The following is a 19315-nucleotide window of genomic DNA, read 5'->3' as shown; positions in this document are numbered from 1 at the left end:
TAGACGGATCATTCCGTCTAACCACTTAACATTGGTGATTTTCTAGGTTCTACTGTGGCCTTGAACTTGAGGCCTTTTTACCCTCACATTCCTCCGTGTTTTCCAGTCGGCTCGTAAGTAGATCCTTTGTCTTGATACTGAAGGGGGGTAACCATTACCGCTGCTAGTGTAAAACTTGTTACCAAGAAAGCTATCATCACTTTACGTCCCATCATCATCCACCTTATTAATCAAATTTCTGTAGGCTGCCTTCGTCTCAAACGATGCATACTCCAGATAGGATTCATACAGCTTTACACATTTAATTATATACGATTTATTATTTACTAATGTAGATTTTTCCAAGCAACTTAATAAAAAATTAAATCCATCTGCAAAATTATTTTTGTTAAAGTAGTAAACCGCTAATTCACATGTAAAATGAATATAACGTTCTATAATAAATTGTTGATTGTAGACACCTACACCTTCATGTTTATCTCGCATAGCTAAAATTTCCGTTTGAAATTGATTTAGAATATGATCAACATTTAAATTAAATCGATTAGCAGCTTCAATTACGTTATCTAACCCGGGAAGTGTCTCTTCATTCCTTGAAGAAAAAAACGCTACATAATCAGCCAGAACACCAATTTCACCAGCGTGAAGTTTATTTACATAAGTATTGGCTTCAGACCATTCTTTATATCTCATTTTCCATTCTGAAGTGATTTCATCTGACTCTTTCACCCAACTTAAGTCACCATATGTGTACGTATGTTGAAGCGCTTTCTCATAATCTTTATGTGCTTCACAAACCTCATCACGAAGCAAATGAGAAAAAGCCCAATACGCAAACAGAGGAAAGCTTGGTTTCTTTGCATTTTCTTTTTTGGATGGATGGCGTTCTTGCTCCAGTTTATATTGAATTTTTGCCTTGTCTCCCAGAGCTTTAGCGAATAATTCTACTTTGTCCCATTTTCGTAACGAGCGGTATGTATTCGCCAGATCTTTTAATGCATCTAACTGTTCGATCTCATCTAGTCGATCAACGTATATTTCAAATTGAACGGCTGCTTCATAGTTTTTCTCTTGATTATCTCCTTGCCTAGTATGGAACAAACGGTACTGACAAATAGCCAGACGTTCCGAATATTGCTTTTTTTCACTTATAGCCACATTTTCATAAAGTATGGTTGCCGCTTGATACATTTTTTCATGAAATAATTCTTCGGCAAGCTCAAATAAAGATTCTGAATAGCCTAGTTTATCCATCAATAAATTAACCACATCATGAATGCAGTCCAATTTATTGAGTCTCGCACAATTATGTATAAAAGGACTCATTCGACGCCAATTCGGATTAGCCTCTGCTAAATACTCAGACACGTAGCGTTCATAGTAATAACCAACGGGATAGCCCATCGCTTGTGTAATTCGGTCTAACTGATCGACTGAAAGTGTGCGATTCCCATTAATAATACTGCTCATGGTGCCCGGATTCATTTCGGCTGCTCTAGCTAAATCACTTAGGATTAAATCATGATCTCTCATATGTTTTGCTATCTCTGTGAGTATCGTGGTTGTTGTGTTGTACAAAGTAACCACCCCTTGTCAGGAACTTAGTAGGATATCAGCTCATTAAAAAAGGACTATTGCAATCCAATGATTGTATAGCCTTTCCGCAATTCATTGTACCATCTTTTGGCACAATATCATATACCTTTCAGAACCTTACTTAAGATACCTTTGAAGGGTTTGCAAAGAAAATTAAGCTCTACAAATCCTGAGACATACGAATCATATCTCTACACTGTATGCCATTCTCATAAATTTCTTCTACATAGTTATGTCTGACAAAGAAATCTAGATCTACACCTACAATTCTGAAACCACATTTTTGGTAGAGAGCTAACTGTCCAATGCTAGAGTTTCCTGTACCAATTTCTAATGTTTTATAGCCTTGTATCCGGGCTGTTTCAATCGCATGTGTCACTAATTGTCTGCCAATCCCCTTACCATGCATGACTTCCGATACTGCAATATTCACCACCTCAATTGTTTCAGGTCTTGTAGGTAAAAGAACATAGACTCCCACAATTTGATGGTCAATTTCTGCTACATAACACTGCCCTCTTTTCAAATATTCCTCAACAAGTTGGCGCGAAGGATCAGCTAGTAACAAGAGCTCTAACGGATAATTTTCATTTGAATTTAGCAATCTAATATTCATCTATTCTCTCCTATATGTATGGTAATCCCCGGATTTTCCTCTTATTGATCTATTCTAGAAATCCAGGGTGGTGGCAATGAGATGAAGCCTTAACTCAGGTTGATCTCAATTCATACGACCCATTATGAAGCGAAAGACGGGCAGAGCATATACCTTCAAACAAGACACGGATGCTGAACACGGTCGGAAGCCTATCATCAGGAAACCAGGGACGTTGCTTGTCTGTAACAATAAAGGAACCTTCCACATCCCCTAGCGGTACAAATTTCTGTCCAGCCCCTCCCCATGAATTAAGTTGGAACGTTTCGGTAATTATTCTAGAACCCTCTGGAACATCATCGACCGGAAGACCAATCTCGCTTATACGAAGTATCGAGTGAGATCCGAAAGCTTCAGCGACTGCATTATCGAGTGTATGGTGAGCAATGAATTCAACGAGGTTTTGATCCGGATCATAGAAGTAAAACGCGGTTGCATTCCAGTTTTCGAAATAAAACTCATCTTCTTGGTGCCTTGAAATCAACGAAATTCCTCGGTTGATAGCCCACTGTTTGGCTTCTATAAATTTATTGGTTGGAATCGTAAAGGCAATATGGTAAAACTCATTTTCCATATGGGAGGATTCCTGAAAAGCAAGCACCGATTCACCTACTTGAAACGATAACCGCGATGGACCCTCCTCTACAACCTGCAAATCCAGGAGAGAACCGTAAAAAATCTTCATCGCTTCGAAGCTGTGTGTACCTAAGAGCACTTCTTTTAATTTCAAAGCAGTCGTCCTCCTCATAAATAAAAAATAAGACCATTACATTGATTATTGGCTATCTTTTAATTCGCTCAAAAGTTTGGCATTCACATCCAACGCCTTAAATCGAAGTAATACATCCTGTTCATCCAGAGCTTTACTTTTCGCCATTTCGAGATAAAGCTTGGGCTGATCCCGAAATGCCCGTGCGCCCCCAATCGAGTATGCCTTCTTGAGATATTTATAAGCTAATCCAGGCTTGCTCTGAAGAAGATGCGTTTCCGCCATTTGAATGTAAGGCTCTGCATGTATAATTCGGTGCCCTGAACCTTCCAAATCTAAAATTTCGTCATTTAAAAGCTCTACTGATCGCTCCATATGACTGTTATAGTTGAGTATTTGAACATACTGATGCAAGGTTACACCTGTAATGCCCCATGTATGCTTTGGCTCAGGGATTAGATCCCAAGCCTTCTGTGCCTTTTCCTCGGCCATACCGCTATCTATGGGAAGTATAAGAGCTGCTTCCTCTCCAAGAGCCCAAATCGCTTCTTCCAATTGAGCCTCCAGATCGTGATACATTCGAATATCCATCAGATTCCTCCCCATAAATAATGTAATTTCAACACATAGAGATGTCTACTCCTTTATTACGATTAGCGAAAACGCTTAATTAAGGATATCACTCCCCAGGTGAGCAACGCCAAGATCCCGTTTGCCTCTCCATATTTTAACGCACGTTGACTTCCGTTGCATTTGATTTGAACATTTTTATTTTTGTGATAATCGATAAAAATGCTAGCAGTGCAAACATCATTCCACTCCAGATGAGCTGGTGTATTCCCAAGTGAGAGATAAACCACCCACCCATAGCAGCCCCTATCGTAATACCGAGATTAGAAAATGAGACAAATAGGCTATTACCGAACTCTGGAGCTTCTTTCACTTCAGTGGTTAACCATACTTGACTAATAATTAGCCCTCCGGAATGTACAGCTCCCCAAATGAGCACAACCACAATCATCGGTAGGAAAGAAGTACCCAGAGCATAAGTGAGTACGTAAATGACCATATATAGCAACGGGAACGTGATGACAGTCTTTGTCAGATTTTTATGTAGTAATCCCCCAAATAAAAAGTTCCCAAAAATCATAACGATTCCAAAGACCATCAGCATCATACTGATCCATGACCCGTTCATACGGGTTATTTCTCCAAGATATTCAGCAAAATAGCTATACACTGAAAACATAGCTGCAAAGATAAAAATAACTGACACAATATTGAACCATAATTGAGGCTTGCGTAATACACTTAGCTGTTTGCCATAAGACATTTTTTCCTGAACAGGTAGAGAAGGAAGCCATATGAGGATTCCTACAAATGCAATCATGCTTACGACAGCTCCAAACCAGAAAGCAGCTTCTAACGCTATTTTCTCAGCAAGATAAGAAGTCAAGGGTACGCCAAAAGCAAATCCTACCGTGATTCCGGCGAAAACCTTGGTGACGGCTTTACTGCTCTTTTCAGGGGGAACAAGATTAGATGCGGTCACGAGGGCAACTGAAAAAAAGACAGGATGAAATATTGCAGGAAGAACACGAAAAGTGAGCATGACCTCAAAATGAGTAGTATAGTTATAGACAAGATTTGAAATAACAAAACTGAATACAGCTATTAATAGAACAACTTTACGATTCATGCCAGAAACGAGTAAGGTCAAAAACGGTCCTGAGATCGCAACAACGAAAGAAAATATACTGACGAGCCAACCAGCTTGGGAAGCTGATATATTGAATTTTTGAGTGACTTGGGGAAGAACACCTATAATACCCATTTCCGTTGTAATAATGCCGAACACGCCCAAAGCTAGAATGATAATAAGTAACGGGTTAACCTTTTTCATATTTAAGTATAAGCCTCCAATTAATTATATATATAGATTTATAGATATGTTATGTGAAAAAAAACTCCTTTCTGTTTATAGTTCTTTTTGGATGTACTCGGCAAATTCCTGTATTGTTTTTTCATTCCGACGATAGTACGTCCACTTCCCTACTCGCTCAGACTCTAACAAACCGGATTTTTGCATCGTTAATAAATAACTTGAGATTACAGACTGTGCAAGTCCCGATTTGGCCTGAATATCTCCCACACATACACCAATTTGAAAATTGAGCCCTTGCTTTAAATAAGCCTGCTCATCAAAATAATCTTCTGGTTTTTTTAACCACTGCATAATCAGACGACGAGTCTCGTTCGACAAAGCTTTATAAATCAATGACGGTTCCATACTTCACATTATATCTACTTTATTAGATTTGTAAATATTTAATTCAGATGATTCCTCAGATGATTACATAGAAAAAAATAATAAAGGCTGCTTCCTCACGGAGAATCCGCTTGGAAACAGCCTGTTCATGTCATCTCAACTACACAGATTTACTCTTATTCGAGCGGTACATCAAGTACAGAAAATACGGTGCACCGATTAGTGCAATCAGCAATCCAGAAGGAATTTCGGTCGGCGCAAGCACGGTCCGTCCAATCGTATCCGCCAGCACCAGCATGACCGCTCCCAAGATGCTAGACAGAACAATGGAACGGCGTACATGGTGCCCGATCAACGTACGCACGATATGCGGAGCAATCAGCCCAATGAAGCCGATTGTACCCACACAGGCTACTGCTCCACCCGCCAGCAGCACACCTACTACCATCGCCCACAGCCGGGTGCGGCGCACCGGAAGCCCCAGTCCCATAGCGCTGCTATCGTCAAATACCAAAAGATCGAAACGGCGAGCCAGCCACCATGCTACTGGCAACAACACGAGTAGAAAGGCCAGAATGGTTGCCACCTGTCCCCAGTTTCGAGCGTAGGTGCTACCAGTCAGCCAGATATAGCCTGTGCTACCCCAGAGCGAACCTTGGATGATCAACACCTGAATACCGGCTGATCCGATGGCAGATACGGCAATCCCAAGCAGGATGACCACTGACGGATTTAGGTGCTTGTTCCACGATAAAAAGAAGATCACCGCTGCCGACACTGTCGCTCCAGCAATCGCCGCGATGGGCAGCATGTAAATAGGCAGCCCAGGCCACACGATAATCACTGCAAGCGCACCGAAACCAGCCCCTGACGAAACTCCAATGATCGAGGCATCCGCCAAAGGATTACGAACCGCTAGTTGGATCAAGACGCCGCTGACCGCAAGCGCGATACCAGCCCCGGCCGCCACCAGCGTACGTGGTATTCTAAATTGAAGCAAAGCCGAATTCGCACTCTCCCCGCCAAACAGGCCGGATAGCAGATCCCCCACTGGAATGCGCATTCCTCCAAACATCAGGCTGAATACCGTTAGCAGCACGGCACAGCACGCAAATATTGTAGCCAGTCTGCCAAACGGTAATTTCCGAGAGCGCACACCTATGTTCATGGAAGACTGTCCGCCGATACCGGATGGCAGCTTCATTTTCCGCAAAATCAGCCAAATCAACCAAGGTGCCCCAATCAAGGCCATAACCGCTCCGGTTGGCAGATCCATGCTTGATTTGTGAATCATTTTCGCCAGCACGTCTGCGCCGATCAACAGCAGTGCCCCCCAGAGGAAGGAACCGGGTAGCACCCAACGATGCATTTTCAACCCGCTTAGGCGCACCAAATGCGGAGCCACCAAACCTACAAATCCGATGGGACCAATGACGCTGACTGTAATGGTCGACAGCAGAACCGCCAATACAATACCCACCGCCCGTGTTAAGCTAACCTTTTGTCCAAGGGATGTGGATGTGGACTCATCCAGATCCAGCACATCAAACTGCCTTGACAGCAAGACAGCAATAACCGAGAGTCCTACGACCCAAGGCCAAGCGTAAGTCGTCCCACTCCAATCATTTTGCACCAGTGAGCCCGAACCCCAGAGAAACAGCCCCTGTGTTTCAAATGAATAAAAAATATGCAGTGCTCCAGTAAACGAACCAAGAACCATGGATACGATCAAGCCGGCAAGCGCCAACCGAATCGGAGTTCCAGCTCTTCCCCCGCCCATAAAGTAAGCCAGCACCGCTGCCAACAGACCGCCAGCAGCGGCAAATAGAAATGGCGCCTGGTGCAGCAATCCGGGAAACATCACCGCACCAAGTACGACCACAAAGTAGGCACCAGCGTTTATCCCTAGGGTATCAGAAGCTGCCAGTGGATTTTTGGTGATGGCCTGAAGCAAAGCACCCGCGATGGCCAGCGCACCGCCAGCCAGAATTCCAATGACCGTACGCGGCATCCGAAGATCCCAAACCATGTTATGCTCAAGCGTATTCTGACGCTGGGTCAACGCCTCGATGACTGTATGGAGCGGGATCGAAGCCTCCCCATAACACAAGCTTACAAAAAAAAGCACGATGAGGACGATCAAGCCGCCCCCAAAGATGCTTCCTATACGCCAAGTCTTCGATAATCCCGTTGTGTCCGTTCGGGTCATTTCGTCAGAGCTCCGACTACTTGATCAACCAGTACTTTGGATGAAATTGGACCGCCGAAAGTCCATGTTGTACCGTCCAGCGGGTAGGTGCGTTTTTCTTTAACAAAGTTCAGTCCGTTCCATACCGTGTTGTTCTTCATGGCGGTGCCAAATATATCGTCCGTCTTTTGCGTAATGTAGATAAAATTACTATCCTGTACAGCTGGAAGAGCTTCGATGCCTACGGTACTAAATCCGTACTTCTCAGTCTGGTCCGACTTCCAGTCGTTCACCATGCCGATTCTCGCAAGCGTACCCGCTACAACTGAATTATCCTTGAACATTCGCAGACTGGCAGCATTTTGAGCTGTAAAGGCCTGTGTCAGCGCATAGTGAAAGTCTGCTTTGCCCGCCTTCTCCAATGTTGCCTTTGCCTCTACATAGTGCTGGTCAAGTTCGCTTAAGACTTTATCAGCCTGTTCCGTTTTACCGGTAGCCACCGCGATTTGCTTGAAAATCTCGACCATACGGTCGTAATCATAGCCGTTCCCCTTGTAAGGATCAAACTCTATCGTCGGTGCAATTCCCTTAAGCTGTGCATAGATCGCTGCATTGTTATCGGCGTTAGAGATAATAAGATCCGGCTTGAGCGCCGCAATCGCTTCGAGATTGGGTTCGCCCCGTGTACCGATATCCGTTACGGTATCAGCCAGCTTCGCCTCTGGTGTCACCCACAGCTTGTAATTGGCATTGTCCGCATTCCCGACCGGCTGTACGCCAAGTGCTATCAGATCCTCGGTAAACGTCCATTCGAGTACAACGACACGTTCCGCTGGCTTGTCCAGCTTGACTTCCCCATGGTCGTCCTTAACCGTAACCGGACCAGCCGCTGTAGATGTCTGCTCAGACCCTGTAGCCCCTTCCGTCTTCGAGCTATTCGCAGCCGAACCGCAGCCTGCCAATACAATCGCTAAAACTACAAATAACAATAGGCCATTCCACATCTTTTTCATTTCTCTCAATCACCCCTGTATGTATATGCATCGGAAAATGATAATCATTATCAGTAAAAGAGTATAGGGGTTAGTGATTTTTGTCAATAAGGATATATCGAAGTTCAATTGAATCGCACATAGGTTCCGTATATGATAGTTTTATCATTGTTTAAGGGAGGCTACATTGAAGTGGCAGTATTAATTAACGAGCAAATTAAAGCTGACGAGGTGGTGCTCACCGGACTCTCGGGGGAGAAGCTCGGCGTTGTTTCCAAGTCAGAAGCCTTGGCTATGGCCCGATCCAAGGGAGTGGACCTGGTCTGCACCTCACTGATGAGTAGTCCGCCACCGTGCAGCTTGGTTGCAAAGGGCAAAGGAAAAGCGCTTGTGCAAAAAAAAGCCGCAGCAAGCAAAACAAATAACGGCCAAGCCGCAGGAAACCATGGTAAAGAAAAGGTCAAGGAGCTTCGCTTCACCGCTCACATTGAGGAGCATGATTACGACACGAAGCTGCGTCAGGCGGACAAACAACTGCGTTCTGGTAAACCGGTACAGTTGGTCGTTAAGGCCTCAGGCGCAAAAGAAGCACCTGTCGCCAAAGCGGTGCTGGAGCGTCTACTGGGCGATCTGAAGGAAGTCGGTGTAAAGGAAACTGGAATCCAGACGGGCGGCAAGGGCTCACAGGTGAAATTAAACCCTCGCTGAATGGCGAACCAAATGGCGAATCAGTAGATTGGACAAGTCTCTTAGTTCGTACAATCAAACACTTCACCTTAGTCCTCTAAGCCTAGTTCGGCTATAAGAAAATCAGCCTGATCCATTTTCATCTGTTTCTTTTCTTGGCTGTAATCCCAACCGAGTGCTATAGCATATTTAATGATACGGGCACAAGTATTGGGTTTATGAAGGTTGATGGACCAGCTCCCCTTCCATGAAAAGCTCACTTCAAAAAATGAAGTTTTGGAAGAGTATATTCTAAGACTGACAAAATCTCTGCTAGGCATTTCATTAATCACACAATGAAAAAGAAAATTATTGACCGTAATGTTTTTAGTTCTCTTAACAAAGGGCTTCATAAGTCACCACACTACTGATAAAATAGATATTTTCACTTGTCGCTATTTCCCCACAGCACTCCATACCATGCTTGCTAAAAACGGAGGGAGAATCACAAATGAACATGAATGGACCTGTCCACATTTCCCGAAATGAGAGGCTTCAGACGTGCCATGAAATAGCTGCTAGGTTACATGAAGTATACAAAGACAAAATTCTAGCTATAGGGGTCTATGGATCTGTTGCCAAAGGTACGGACGGCCCTTTCTCAGATATTGAAATGTTTTGTGTACTAAGTGAATCCAACGCTCCCGTAGATTTTAGCCATGAATGGTCGGCGGGTCCCTGGAAAGCCGAGGTGAACGTCTGTAGTTCAGACATTCTTCTGAAAACCGCCTCTACTGTTGAGGGTACGTGGCCGTTGACACATGGACCCTTCTTTTCCCCACTTCGTCTGTATGATCCTAAAGACTTTTTTTCCATATTAAAGGAAGCTGCCGAATCCCCAACAAAGGAAGATTTCAGGCATGCAATCAACGAAGTGCTTGTAGGTGAAATGTATGAGTTTATTGGAAAGCTTAGAAATGTCAGTATAAATGGCCCTCGTACCTACTTGCCGTACTTGATCATGCAGTTTGCCCAATATGGAGCTATGTTAGTTGGGTTACACAATCAGAAGCTTTTCTCAACGGGCTCAATGGTTCTACCAGAAGCACTGGAACTGCCTGGTCGTCCAGAGGGATTTGATCATCTAGTTAAGTTGGTTATGTCCGGAGATTTAGCGGAACCAACAAAGATCATTTCAGTCTGTGAAAATTTCTGGAGTAGCCTTGTGAGTTGGGCAGTCGAACATGACTATCATATTCAATCACAACGAATTCCATTTTGATTGAATATAACATCCACTTTATTTTTTGCTTACTATAATATACCATGTTTTCGATATGCCAAATCCCTCTTTCGTTAAGGGGGATTTTAATTTTTTTCTCGGCGGAAAAAGATCCGTAATGAAGATATGCCACGCTATACTTTTTTGTAAAATATTTAAAATTTAAATTACTTGATTTCATTCCCCACCTCACTTATTCTCGGTATATGCATACTTTAGCTCTATTAATTCTTCTCATACACAGTCCTCATTCATGTACACATATGCTAAAATGTACATTTCCTGTGGATTCAGAAAAAATTTAGCTCATAGGGCTTTATATAGAATTTATTTTTGCTAATGTCCAACAACAGGGCCCTAGGCCCTATGACAGATTACATTTTAATGATATATTGATAGGTACTACAAAAGACTAATTACCCAGGGCTTGGGCTGGAGGATGTATGAAAAAGGAATCAAATCAAGACGAAACCAGTTATTTATTTAATGTTGATGTATTAGTTAAAGGTCGTTCGAACGTAGAGGCCCTTCAGTTCCTGCTTCATCTCTTGAGCCAAAACGAACAAATTGCGGATAGTCGGATTCAATCCGGTATCGAACTTGGTAATTTAATTGAAGCTGCATTGTATCTAAAAAAACAGTCGGCCGTTAATAGCCCGTCTGATGCAGCCGCTACGCTTGCGGAAAAATTCTCCAAAAAGAAATCAGCCGCAATTACGAACAAGACACCCGTTATTCAAGAGATCAAACAATCCCACGTACAGCCAAAGCCTGCAATACAACAAGACCTTAGTACGTACGAATGGATCAAACGCTATATACATGATAATACGCTTGTACGGTTAATCGTGAACCGCTATGGCGGACAGCGCAGCATTCCATGCCGCATACTCAACCTGGATCATGATAATAACCTGCTGAGTGTGTATCATGTTGATGAGAAGCAAGTGTACTCCTTTAAAATGAATGAGATTGATGAGATCACATCGTAAATGTAATATCTCACTAGAACAAGTAAGCATGAAAAAAGAGAATCGGTGGAAAAACATGGCGTCTTTCCTATCGATTCTCTTTTTTAAAATGGGGCAATGAGCTTTCTAATTCTCTTTCTTTAGACCGGCAGCAGCCCATGCCAACAATATCCATCCTGCAATAAAACACACGCCTCCTAATGGGGTGATCGCACCCAGCACACGGATTCCGGTTAAACTTAGCACATACAGGCTGCCGGAAAATAAAATGATACCCGTGAACAACAGCCGCGCAGCCCATCTTAAGCGGGTCGAAGGGCCCCACTGTCCGGCAGCCAACGCAATGATCAGCAATCCGACAGCGTGAATCATATGATATTTCACACCGGTTTCATATACGGCCAATGCATCCGCATCAATCCGTGCTTTTACAATATGCGCCCCAAACGCTCCAATGGCTACCGCCAACATCATCATTATAGATCCTACCATAATCCATCTTCGTTGCATGTTTTTTTATACTCCTTTTCACTGATCCTTTTACCCGAATGTTCTTCTTATTTTATCGGAACAGCATGAAGTTTACCAGCCAGTGTGTGTAAACAAACCGCATACAAAATTTGATGATTAAGCCTGTCTATTGGAGGGTAATGTGTAAAGTGGCTTGCTTTTTTGTTTATTTTGTGGAAAATTAGTACCTGTTCGGACTATGTTCAAGGAGTTGAAAAAATGAGTTACCAAGATCCTAATTTGCAAAAGCCTGCTGCGTCTGAGGAGCATCCTGTTTTTTCAGAAGCTCCTGTGTTCCAGCCTCCGGTCAAGCTCAAGCATTCCGGTCCCGGAATTGCTTCTTTTATTATGTCGCTCGTCAGTCTGATCGGATATATTATTCTGGCTATTATGGTCATTAATCTGATGGCTCATTTCAGCCAATACCAAACTATGAACCCGGAAGTCGCCTTGCAGCAAACCGGAACCATGCTGATTCCCTTTATTTTTTTAGCCAGCCTACTGCTCAATTGTAGCGGACTTGTGGTCGGAATCATCGGCATTGCGTTAAAAAACCGTAAGAAAACCTTTGCTATTATTGGATTAATCATTAATGCACTCATTATTGTAGGCTTTATTGCACTACTTGCCATCGGTCTCGCCATTCCGAATAGCACGGCGGATATTTATCCTTCGTCTGTGCAATCTTTATGATTTTTCTGCATCTCACAGAGAGGATTTAATGTATGAACAAAATTAAAATTTTTGCAGACAGTACCAGTGATGTTCCTGCTCACTGGCGTCAACAGTACGAGATTAGCATTGTACCATTGTATACCGTATTTGGTGATGAAGCATTGCAAGATGGGGTGAACATTCACCCGGAACAATTATTTCAGCGTGTCAGCCGCGAGGGACGTTTACCTCGTACCGCCGCACCTTCTCCGGCAGATTTTATTCAAGCCTTTACGCCCTACATAGAACAAGGAGAGGACATTTTATATATCAGTCTGTCCTCCGAGCTATCATCGACGTACCAGAATGCGCTGCTCGCTGCCTCCGAATTTCCAGAAGGTCGCATTACGGTTTTTGATTCCCTAAATCTCTCGTGCGGCTTTGGCTTGCTTGTGATGAAAGCTGCTCGCGCGGCAGCAAACGGTAGTACAATAGAGCAGATTGTAGATATGTTGACGGCAACCAGACCGCTAATCGACACGGAATTTGTGATTGATACACTCGAATATCTATATAAAGGCGGAAGATGCTCAGGCATGCAAAACCTGATCGGCAGTCTGCTCAAAATTCGTCCGGTAATCAAAGTGATTGATGGAAAAATGACGCCTGCCTATAAGGTCCGCGGCAAACGTGAAAAAGCACTGGAACAAATGCTGCAAAATGCCCTGAACCAGCGGGATTTGATGGATAACGATATGATCATTGTCGTGCACGCTCTGGCTGAGGAAGATGCGCTGATGCTGCAAGCACGCCTACAAGAGGAAACGAACGCACAAGAGGTACTGTTAACAACAGCAGGCTGTGTTATATCTAGTCATTGTGGTCCACAAACGATCGGTATTATGTATGCCAAAAAAGCATAGTTTATCCAATATCAAACCTGTTACCCATCGGTAGCGGGTTTTTTGGTATTTTTCCAGCAATTTAGCAATGAATAACTTTCCTCTTTTTGATAGTATTATTCGTCGAGTAACAATATATACACTTACAATCTATCATAAAAAAGAAGGTTATTGGGATGAGTTCCAAACGATCGCGTTGGCTAACCAGGTTTACTCTATCGGCAACTACAGCCATTACAATATTCACAGCATTCACTTCATACTTAGCTGCCCCGGCAGCAGCAACCGGCGTAGCTTTTCGAGATATTTCACACAGCTACGCCTATCAGTCTATTATTTCCCTACACGCTAAAGGAATTTTGAACGGTACACAACCTGGTTACTTCTCACCTAAAAAGGCCGTTACCAGAGCTGAATGGGTTACCGCATTGGACCGTGTCCTCGCTCTGAAGCCTGTACAAGCAGCTGTTTCCTCCTATCGGGATGTTCCCAAACAAGCGTGGTACTACGGTTGGATCGAAGCGGCTTCGCAGCTCGATATCGTACAGGGAGGAACGTCCGGCACATTCCAACCCAACAGTCCTATAACCCGGCAAGAAGCAGCCTTAATGATTGCACGTCTCATCCGCTCTTCGGGCGGATCAGTTAGCACCACATCCTCTTTCACCGATCGTGACGAAATTGCAGATTGGGCTCTTGAAGGGGTAACCACCGTGAATCGTTACGGATTTATGAAAGGTGGAAATAACTATTTCCACCCGGCATCTTCTCTCACTCGTGAAGAAACAGCGGCACTATTGGAGCGTCTGCTGACGTATTCAACACAGCATGCTCGCCAAGCTGCTTCCACCGCTTCTTCCATTCGATTAGGCTGGCAATATGACCAAACCGTTCAGCAATTTGAAAATACGGTGCTTCAATCCAACATCAACACCCTATCACCACGCTGGTTTTTTCTGAACGAAACGGGCAGTATCAGCGATTACACCAACTCTTCGCTGCTTTCCTGGTCCAAACAGCATCAAAAAAAAATCTGGGCTATGGTGGGCAACCGTTCCAATCTGGCGTTGACACACCAAATTCTGTCCAGTGAGGTTCTACGAGCTAAAACCATAACTCAGCTTGCCAATGCTGTATCTGTACATGGTTTAGACGGGCTTGTCATTGATTTTGAAAATGTAGATGGTCAGGATCGTGCCTATCTTACATTGTTCGTCCAACAATTAAAAGCGAAGTTGAAAAGTCAAAATGCAGTACTGGCGCTCTGTGTATCTCCTGATTACGGAACGGACTGGACTGCCGCTTTTGATTATCAAAAGCTTGGCGCTGCTGCAGACTATCTAATCCTGATGGGATATGACGAGCATTGGGGGGGAAGCTCGATTCCCGGCTCCGTGTCCTCCCTGCCATGGCTGCGTGAAAGCGTGCGACGCTTTGTACAAACCACCGATCCGGAAAAAGCAATTTTGGCGCTGCCGTTATTTACACGGAATTGGACACTTAACGCTAACGGGCAATCCATCGCTTCCTCTGATATTTCACTAGATCTGCAAAATCTACTGGTGTCCCGTATCTCCTCCAAACCGATCTGGAACGAGGATATTCAGCAGTATACCGTGTCTTACAAAGATACTCAGCTTCATAAGCTATGGCTGGAAGAAGGGCGATCCATCACTCGTAAGTACCGCTTGGGTCAGGATCAAGGATTTGCTGGCTTCGCCTACTGGTATCCAGGCGGCGCAAGCTCTGATCTGTGGGCCAGTGTGAAAAATGCGGACCGCTTCATACAGCGTGGCTTGTAAAAATTCAAAAGCCTTCAACCTCACGTAAAAAGTGAAGTTGAAGGCTTTTGCCATACATACGTATCACCAGCCTACGACCGGTATGCAACTTGCCCGTTCACAACGGTCATTCGTACCTTAACATCAAGCAAAGCTTGGTGACTTTCCGATACATCGCGGTCAATAACGGTAAAGTCAGCGGCTTTGCCTTCAGCGATTGTCCCTCTTTCATCAGCTTCCCCAGCCGCTACTGCGCTTCCCATAGTAAACAGATGAATGGCTTCGTGAACATCCAGCTTCTCAGCGGGAAGATAGCCCTCATGCATTTCTTCCGGCTTGACGCGAGTCACTGCCGCATGTATACCCAGAAATGGGTTTAGGGGCTCGATCGGTGCATCACTGCCTCCAGCACACGGAATGCCTGCTTGCAGCAGCTTTTTCCAGGCATATAAATACTCGGTCCGTTCTTTCCCAACCCGATCCAGCACCCAGGGAAAATCACTTGCGACAAAACGAGGCTGGATGTCTGCAATCAGCGGCAGCTTCGCCATTCTTTTAACCAAATCAGCCCGTAGCACCTGCCCATGAATCAGACGATCCGGCAACCCGCTTTCCTCCGTTAGTCCATGGGCCTCCATCGCTGTCAAAATCATGTGCGCCGCCCCATCTCCGATGGCATGTACAGCCACTGGAAAGCCTGCGGCTCTGGCTGCTGCCACCATCTGATTCAGCTCTGGCTGTGGTTGGATGGCCATTCCACACGTATGTGGAGCATCACTATAAGGTTCGGATAATAAAGCCGTTCTTCCACCAATAGCGCCGTCAGCAAATATTTTAATCGCACCGATTTTGAACCACTCATTTCCAGTACCTGCACGCAGCTCCTGTGCTTTCACTTCTTCCATAAATGGATGATAGATGAGCTGGTGTGTGCGAAAAGCAAGACCTTCTTCTCGCAGCTCCTTGTAAATTCGCTGCATCGTCTCTATGCTGCCCAAAAAACGTAAATCCTCCGTGTGCGCAGCAGTCAGACCCAGCCGTAGCGCATCCAGACAAGCTCGCCGGATCGTATCCTTCTTCGCCGAATAATCCGGCTCTGGCTGCACGCTTGTAAAGGCAAAGGATGCTTCCTCATAAATCAATCCATTTAACCGTCCCTCTGCGTCTCGTCCATAGGCTCCTGAAGCCGGATCAGGGGTGTTCTCGTGAATACCTGCACGCCGAAATGCCTCTGAATTGGCCAAAAACGTATGAAAGCACGTACGAGTCAGATATACCGGATGCTGATCTGTAATGTTATCCAGCTCAGCTATATTTGGAATTTCAACAGGAATAAACGCGTTTTCGTTCCAATTAAGTCCTAAAATCCACTCTCCCGGCGGTGTTACAGCGACCCGCTTGCGCAGCATAGCCAGCATCTCGTCCTTGGAAGTAGCTGATGTGAAATCCAGCATAGCCAGCTTCATACCATGCATAGACAAATGCATATGGGCATCAGTTAAGCCCGGCAGTACATTGGCACCCTCCCAATCCACCGTCTCGTACTCCTTACCGGACAACTGCAATTCAAGCTCCCGGGCATATCCAATGGCCTGTATGCGGCCATGCTGTACAACGATGGAGTCTCCTTTGGAAGCCCAGTCCCCATATAACCTGCCGTGCTTGAACAAAACGAATGTCAACGCCACTCATCTCCTTTTCTCCAACTATATGCTTGATCTGCTGCATATTACGCCAAGGTTGCCACTTCCAAACGTAGTGTATTTATATCTACCTGCTGTACCTCCTGCGCAAAGTGATCATGAGCTGCACAGACAGCCATTTTATAATCTGGGCCTAGCTCATTATATTGCTTAAAGTGACAATACTCTGTAGTAAAGCCCTCTGTCGTGAAACCTATAGACGGTCGTGCTTCCAACTCGAATGAAAAAGACTTTAACGGCAGCGTCAGCCCCTGCCCTTCGGCCTTCACAAAACTTTCCTTGAGCGTCCAAAGATCGTAAAAATAGTCTAAACGACTCTCTGCATCCTCCTGCATTAATGCATCGTACTCTGCGTCTGAAAAGCATACCCTGCCTACCTCAAAATCAATAGGACGGAGCTGTTCAATATCAATACCAAGCGGGTGATCATCAATGGCGCATACTACCCATTTTCCCGAATGGGAAACATTAAAATGGAATGCCGGCGCATTCAACAAGGAGGGCTTGCCAAAAGCATTGTATGTAAACTGAAGGCTGGCATTTGGTATTTTTAATTGCCGACAAACCAACCACCTTAACAGCACATCGGCGTATAACCCCCTCAAAGCGTCTTCTCGATGTAAAAAACGATCCAACTTGTGCTGTTTTTCCAGTGAAACCTGATTTACCAGTAATTCATAATGTTCCTCAGCCTCCGGCTTGCTTGTATCAATCGCGTATATTTCCATGGTCGCCTCCTGTATACCTAATGGATATTAGCCAGTTTGTAACACTCACCAGTCGATTGAAGTCTGTTAAACTAGGATGACACTTGCCATATACATGGTCAATATACTACTCTAGCACTTTCAATTCAATATGGATACAATTGGGATAAGCAGCTCTATCAAAACTACTTCATAGACCCTATTAATGAAAGCGTTTTAAAATAACCATACAGAGGAGGACGAAACAATGAAATATGATTTTGCCCGCTTGCTGTGTATTATGCTCACTATTTTGCTTTCGTTAAGCATTTTTCAGATGTTTTCACCTAAGATCGCTTCAGCTGCTTCAGCGAATGTAGTAAATGGCATTCAGTTTAAAGATACAGATGGAAACGTGGTCCATGCCCATGGGGGCGGGATGATTAAGGTGGACGGTTATTATTATTGGTTTGGTGAAAATCGTAATCCGAATGGAACGTTCAAGGCGGTCTCCGCCTATCGTTCCTCTGATTTAAAAAATTGGGAGTTTCGTAAAAACGTGCTGACCAGCAGCTCGGCCGCAGAGCTGAATGTATCGAATATTGAACGACCGAAAGTGATTTACAACGAAAAAACACGCAAATACGTATTATGGATGCACAAGGAAAACGGGATTAATTACAACGAAGCCCGAGTGGCAGTTGCCTCATCCGATACTGTAGACGGAGATTATACGTATCAGGGCAGCTTCCGTCCGCTGGATTATGATTCGCGCGATATGACCGTATACAACGATAACGGTACTGCATACCTGATTTCGGCTACCCGTGTAAACGCGGATCTGAACATTTATCGTCTGACACCGGATTTCCTTCAAGTTGAATCGCTGGTGACTACACTTTGGCCAGGACAATATCGTGAAGCTCCAGCGATGTTCAAAAAAGGAGACGTCTACTTCCTGATTACATCCGGGGCAACCGGCTGGAATCCCAATCAGGCCAAGTATGCTACCGCATCCAGCATTGAGGGAACTTGGAGCAATACGATGAATTTCGGGGATAGTACAACCTATGGTTCACAGTCAGCCTACGTCATTCCTGTTGAAGGTACGCAGACGACCTCGTATCTGTATTTGGGCGACCGTTGGGCTGGGGCGTGGAGTGGTCCTGTGCAGGATTCTCAATATGTATGGCTGCCGCTGCGTTTTCCAACCGCGACCTCATTAGCTATGGATTGGTTCGACAGCATTAATATTGATACCGCCAGTGGTGTGGTGGAGGGCGTAACTACGCCGATGGTCATCGACCCGGATAGTTATTATCAGCTGGTAAGCCGCAAGAGCAACAAGTCGCTAGGCATCATTGGCAATGCGACGACAGACGGAGCAGATTTAGAGCAGCGTGCGAATTCCGGAGCGCCAAGCCAGCAATGGCAGCTTAAGGATGCAGGCGGCGGGTATTATAAAATTGTGAATCGGAACAGCGGGAAGCTGATTGGTGTTGAAAGCGGTGCTACAGCAGACGGCGCAGTTATTGAACAATGGAATGATGGAGGCTGGTCCAGCCAGCATTGGCAGCTCGTATCCGTAACCGGAGGCTATTACAAGCTGAAAAATCGGGCAACGGGCAAGCTAATCGACATTTCCGAAGGTGCCACCACCGATGGAGCCAAAGCCATTCAATGGGGCGATAATGGCGGGACGAACCAGCATTTCCGTGTAGTCAAAGTGGAATAGCTCAGATCCTTATCAA

19 protein-coding genes are annotated in these 19315 nt (G+C 44.7%); 7 read left to right on the top strand and 12 right to left on the bottom strand.

Going from position 1 to position 19315, the window contains the following annotated elements; genetic code table 11:
* Positions 1-201: 201 nt before the first annotated feature.
* From ACH59B_RS08295 to ACH59B_RS08260, 8 genes are all read right to left on the bottom strand, one after another.
* Positions 202-1533, bottom strand: a complete 1332-nt coding sequence (locus ACH59B_RS08295) for a helix-turn-helix transcriptional regulator (RefSeq protein ID WP_044788197.1) — start codon at positions 1531-1533, stop codon at positions 202-204.
* Positions 1534-1756: 223 nt separating this feature from the next.
* Positions 1757-2212, bottom strand: a complete 456-nt coding sequence (locus tag ACH59B_RS08290) for a GNAT family N-acetyltransferase (protein ID WP_019686805.1) — start codon at positions 2210-2212, stop codon at positions 1757-1759.
* 94 nt (positions 2213-2306) lie between these two features.
* Positions 2307-2981, bottom strand: coding sequence for a VOC family protein (locus tag ACH59B_RS08285; protein ID WP_404303618.1), 675 nt, complete (start codon positions 2979-2981; stop codon positions 2307-2309).
* Between the two features lie 45 nt (positions 2982-3026).
* Positions 3027-3551, bottom strand: a complete 525-nt coding sequence (locus tag ACH59B_RS08280; RefSeq protein WP_404303617.1) for a hypothetical protein — start codon at positions 3549-3551, stop codon at positions 3027-3029.
* Positions 3552-3687: 136 nt separating this feature from the next.
* The gene (locus tag ACH59B_RS08275) at positions 3688-4863 is read right to left on the bottom strand and encodes an MFS transporter (protein ID WP_404303616.1); all 1176 of its coding nucleotides are present in this window, start codon (positions 4861-4863) and stop codon (positions 3688-3690) included.
* A 75-nt stretch (positions 4864-4938) separates the two neighbouring features.
* Positions 4939-5250, bottom strand: coding sequence for a helix-turn-helix transcriptional regulator (locus tag ACH59B_RS08270; protein WP_014599587.1), 312 nt, complete (start codon positions 5248-5250; stop codon positions 4939-4941).
* Positions 5251-5389: 139 nt separating this feature from the next.
* Positions 5390-7438 (bottom strand): iron ABC transporter permease, encoded by a 2049-nt coding sequence (locus ACH59B_RS08265; RefSeq protein WP_404303615.1) that lies wholly within the window; start codon positions 7436-7438, stop codon positions 5390-5392.
* On the bottom strand, positions 7435-8430 hold the full coding sequence (locus ACH59B_RS08260) for an ABC transporter substrate-binding protein (protein WP_153795124.1): 996 nt from the start codon (positions 8428-8430) through the stop codon (positions 7435-7437). Before ACH59B_RS08260 ends, ACH59B_RS08265 begins: the two co-directional genes overlap by 4 nt.
* Positions 8431-8601: 171 nt before the next feature.
* On the opposite strand from ACH59B_RS08260, the gene infC reads away from it, so the two are divergent.
* The gene (gene infC, locus ACH59B_RS08255) at positions 8602-9117 is read left to right on the top strand and encodes a translation initiation factor IF-3 (RefSeq protein WP_019686800.1); all 516 of its coding nucleotides are present in this window, start codon (positions 8602-8604) and stop codon (positions 9115-9117) included.
* Between the two features lie 68 nt (positions 9118-9185).
* Here the strand turns inward: infC and ACH59B_RS08250 are convergent, their stop codons facing one another.
* Positions 9186-9488 carry a hypothetical protein gene (locus ACH59B_RS08250; protein WP_404303614.1) on the bottom strand — a complete coding sequence of 101 codons (303 nt, stop codon included), beginning with the start codon at positions 9486-9488 and terminating at the stop codon, positions 9186-9188.
* Between the two features lie 98 nt (positions 9489-9586).
* Here ACH59B_RS08250 and ACH59B_RS08245 point away from each other — a divergent pair, with 98 nt between their 5' ends.
* Together ACH59B_RS08245 and ACH59B_RS08240 are read left to right on the top strand one after the other, a co-directional pair.
* A complete protein-coding gene (locus ACH59B_RS08245; protein ID WP_031463176.1) occupies positions 9587-10357 on the top strand; it encodes an ANT(4')-I family aminoglycoside nucleotidyltransferase in 771 nt (256 codons plus the stop codon).
* 443 nt (positions 10358-10800) lie between these two features.
* Positions 10801-11349: a hypothetical protein gene (locus ACH59B_RS08240; RefSeq protein WP_016820460.1), complete on the top strand. Its 549-nt coding sequence runs from the start codon at positions 10801-10803 to the stop codon at positions 11347-11349.
* Positions 11350-11454: 105 nt separating this feature from the next.
* On the opposite strand, the gene ACH59B_RS08235 is transcribed toward ACH59B_RS08240, so the two are convergent.
* Entirely contained in the window at positions 11455-11838 is a 384-nt protein-coding gene (locus ACH59B_RS08235; protein ID WP_016820461.1) for a DUF423 domain-containing protein, read from the bottom strand.
* Between the two features lie 219 nt (positions 11839-12057).
* Here ACH59B_RS08235 and ACH59B_RS08230 point away from each other — a divergent pair, with 219 nt between their 5' ends.
* From ACH59B_RS08230 to ACH59B_RS08220, 3 genes are all read left to right on the top strand, one after another.
* Positions 12058-12531, top strand: coding sequence for a hypothetical protein (locus ACH59B_RS08230; protein WP_103042333.1), 474 nt, complete (start codon positions 12058-12060; stop codon positions 12529-12531).
* A 32-nt stretch (positions 12532-12563) separates the two neighbouring features.
* On the top strand, positions 12564-13415 hold the full coding sequence (locus ACH59B_RS08225) for a DegV family protein (RefSeq protein ID WP_016820463.1): 852 nt from the start codon (positions 12564-12566) through the stop codon (positions 13413-13415).
* 155 nt (positions 13416-13570) lie between these two features.
* On the top strand, positions 13571-15196 hold the full coding sequence (locus ACH59B_RS08220) for an S-layer homology domain-containing protein (protein WP_103042332.1): 1626 nt from the start codon (positions 13571-13573) through the stop codon (positions 15194-15196).
* A 71-nt stretch (positions 15197-15267) separates the two neighbouring features.
* Here the strand turns inward: ACH59B_RS08220 and ACH59B_RS08215 are convergent, their stop codons facing one another.
* Positions 15268-16857, bottom strand: a complete 1590-nt coding sequence (locus ACH59B_RS08215) for an amidohydrolase (protein ID WP_103042331.1) — start codon at positions 16855-16857, stop codon at positions 15268-15270.
* 47 nt (positions 16858-16904) lie between these two features.
* On the bottom strand, positions 16905-17606 hold the full coding sequence (locus ACH59B_RS08210) for a 4'-phosphopantetheinyl transferase superfamily protein (RefSeq protein WP_103042330.1): 702 nt from the start codon (positions 17604-17606) through the stop codon (positions 16905-16907).
* Between the two features lie 226 nt (positions 17607-17832).
* On the opposite strand from ACH59B_RS08210, the gene ACH59B_RS08205 reads away from it, so the two are divergent.
* Positions 17833-19299: an RICIN domain-containing protein gene (locus ACH59B_RS08205; RefSeq protein ID WP_103042329.1), complete on the top strand. Its 1467-nt coding sequence runs from the start codon at positions 17833-17835 to the stop codon at positions 19297-19299.
* Positions 19300-19315: the final 16 nt, after the last annotated feature.

This window comes from Paenibacillus sp. DP01, from assembly GCF_044784315.1.
GTDB classification, from domain to species: domain Bacteria; phylum Bacillota; class Bacilli; order Paenibacillales; family Paenibacillaceae; genus Paenibacillus; species Paenibacillus polymyxa.
The sequence above is the reverse complement of the archived record's forward strand: the minus strand, read 5'-3'. Positions and strand labels throughout refer to the sequence as shown.

Coding starts and splice junctions, on each gene's coding strand:
- ACH59B_RS08235 (WP_016820461.1), bottom strand. CDS start 11,838: ATGCAACGAAGATGGATTATGGTAGGATCTATAATGATGATGTTGGCG.
- ACH59B_RS08280 (WP_404303617.1), bottom strand. CDS start 3,551: ATGGATATTCGAATGTATCACGATCTGGAGGCTCAATTGGAAGAAGCG.
- ACH59B_RS08240 (WP_016820460.1), top strand. CDS start 10,801: ATGAAAAAGGAATCAAATCAAGACGAAACCAGTTATTTATTTAATGTT.
- ACH59B_RS08250 (WP_404303614.1), bottom strand. CDS start 9,488: ATGAAGCCCTTTGTTAAGAGAACTAAAAACATTACGGTCAATAATTTT.
- ACH59B_RS08265 (WP_404303615.1), bottom strand. CDS start 7,438: ATGACCCGAACGGACACAACGGGATTATCGAAGACTTGGCGTATAGGA.
- ACH59B_RS08260 (WP_153795124.1), bottom strand. CDS start 8,430: ATGAAAAAGATGTGGAATGGCCTATTGTTATTTGTAGTTTTAGCGATT.
- ACH59B_RS08220 (WP_103042332.1), top strand. CDS start 13,571: ATGAGTTCCAAACGATCGCGTTGGCTAACCAGGTTTACTCTATCGGCA.
- ACH59B_RS08270 (WP_014599587.1), bottom strand. CDS start 5,250: ATGGAACCGTCATTGATTTATAAAGCTTTGTCGAACGAGACTCGTCGT.
- ACH59B_RS08295 (WP_044788197.1), bottom strand. CDS start 1,533: ATGAGAGATCATGATTTAATCCTAAGTGATTTAGCTAGAGCAGCCGAA.
- ACH59B_RS08290 (WP_019686805.1), bottom strand. CDS start 2,212: ATGAATATTAGATTGCTAAATTCAAATGAAAATTATCCGTTAGAGCTC.
- ACH59B_RS08205 (WP_103042329.1), top strand. CDS start 17,833: ATGAAATATGATTTTGCCCGCTTGCTGTGTATTATGCTCACTATTTTG.
- ACH59B_RS08230 (WP_103042333.1), top strand. CDS start 12,058: ATGAGTTACCAAGATCCTAATTTGCAAAAGCCTGCTGCGTCTGAGGAG.
- ACH59B_RS08225 (WP_016820463.1), top strand. CDS start 12,564: ATGAACAAAATTAAAATTTTTGCAGACAGTACCAGTGATGTTCCTGCT.
- ACH59B_RS08210 (WP_103042330.1), bottom strand. CDS start 17,606: ATGGAAATATACGCGATTGATACAAGCAAGCCGGAGGCTGAGGAACAT.
- ACH59B_RS08275 (WP_404303616.1), bottom strand. CDS start 4,863: ATGAAAAAGGTTAACCCGTTACTTATTATCATTCTAGCTTTGGGCGTG.
- ACH59B_RS08245 (WP_031463176.1), top strand. CDS start 9,587: ATGAACATGAATGGACCTGTCCACATTTCCCGAAATGAGAGGCTTCAG.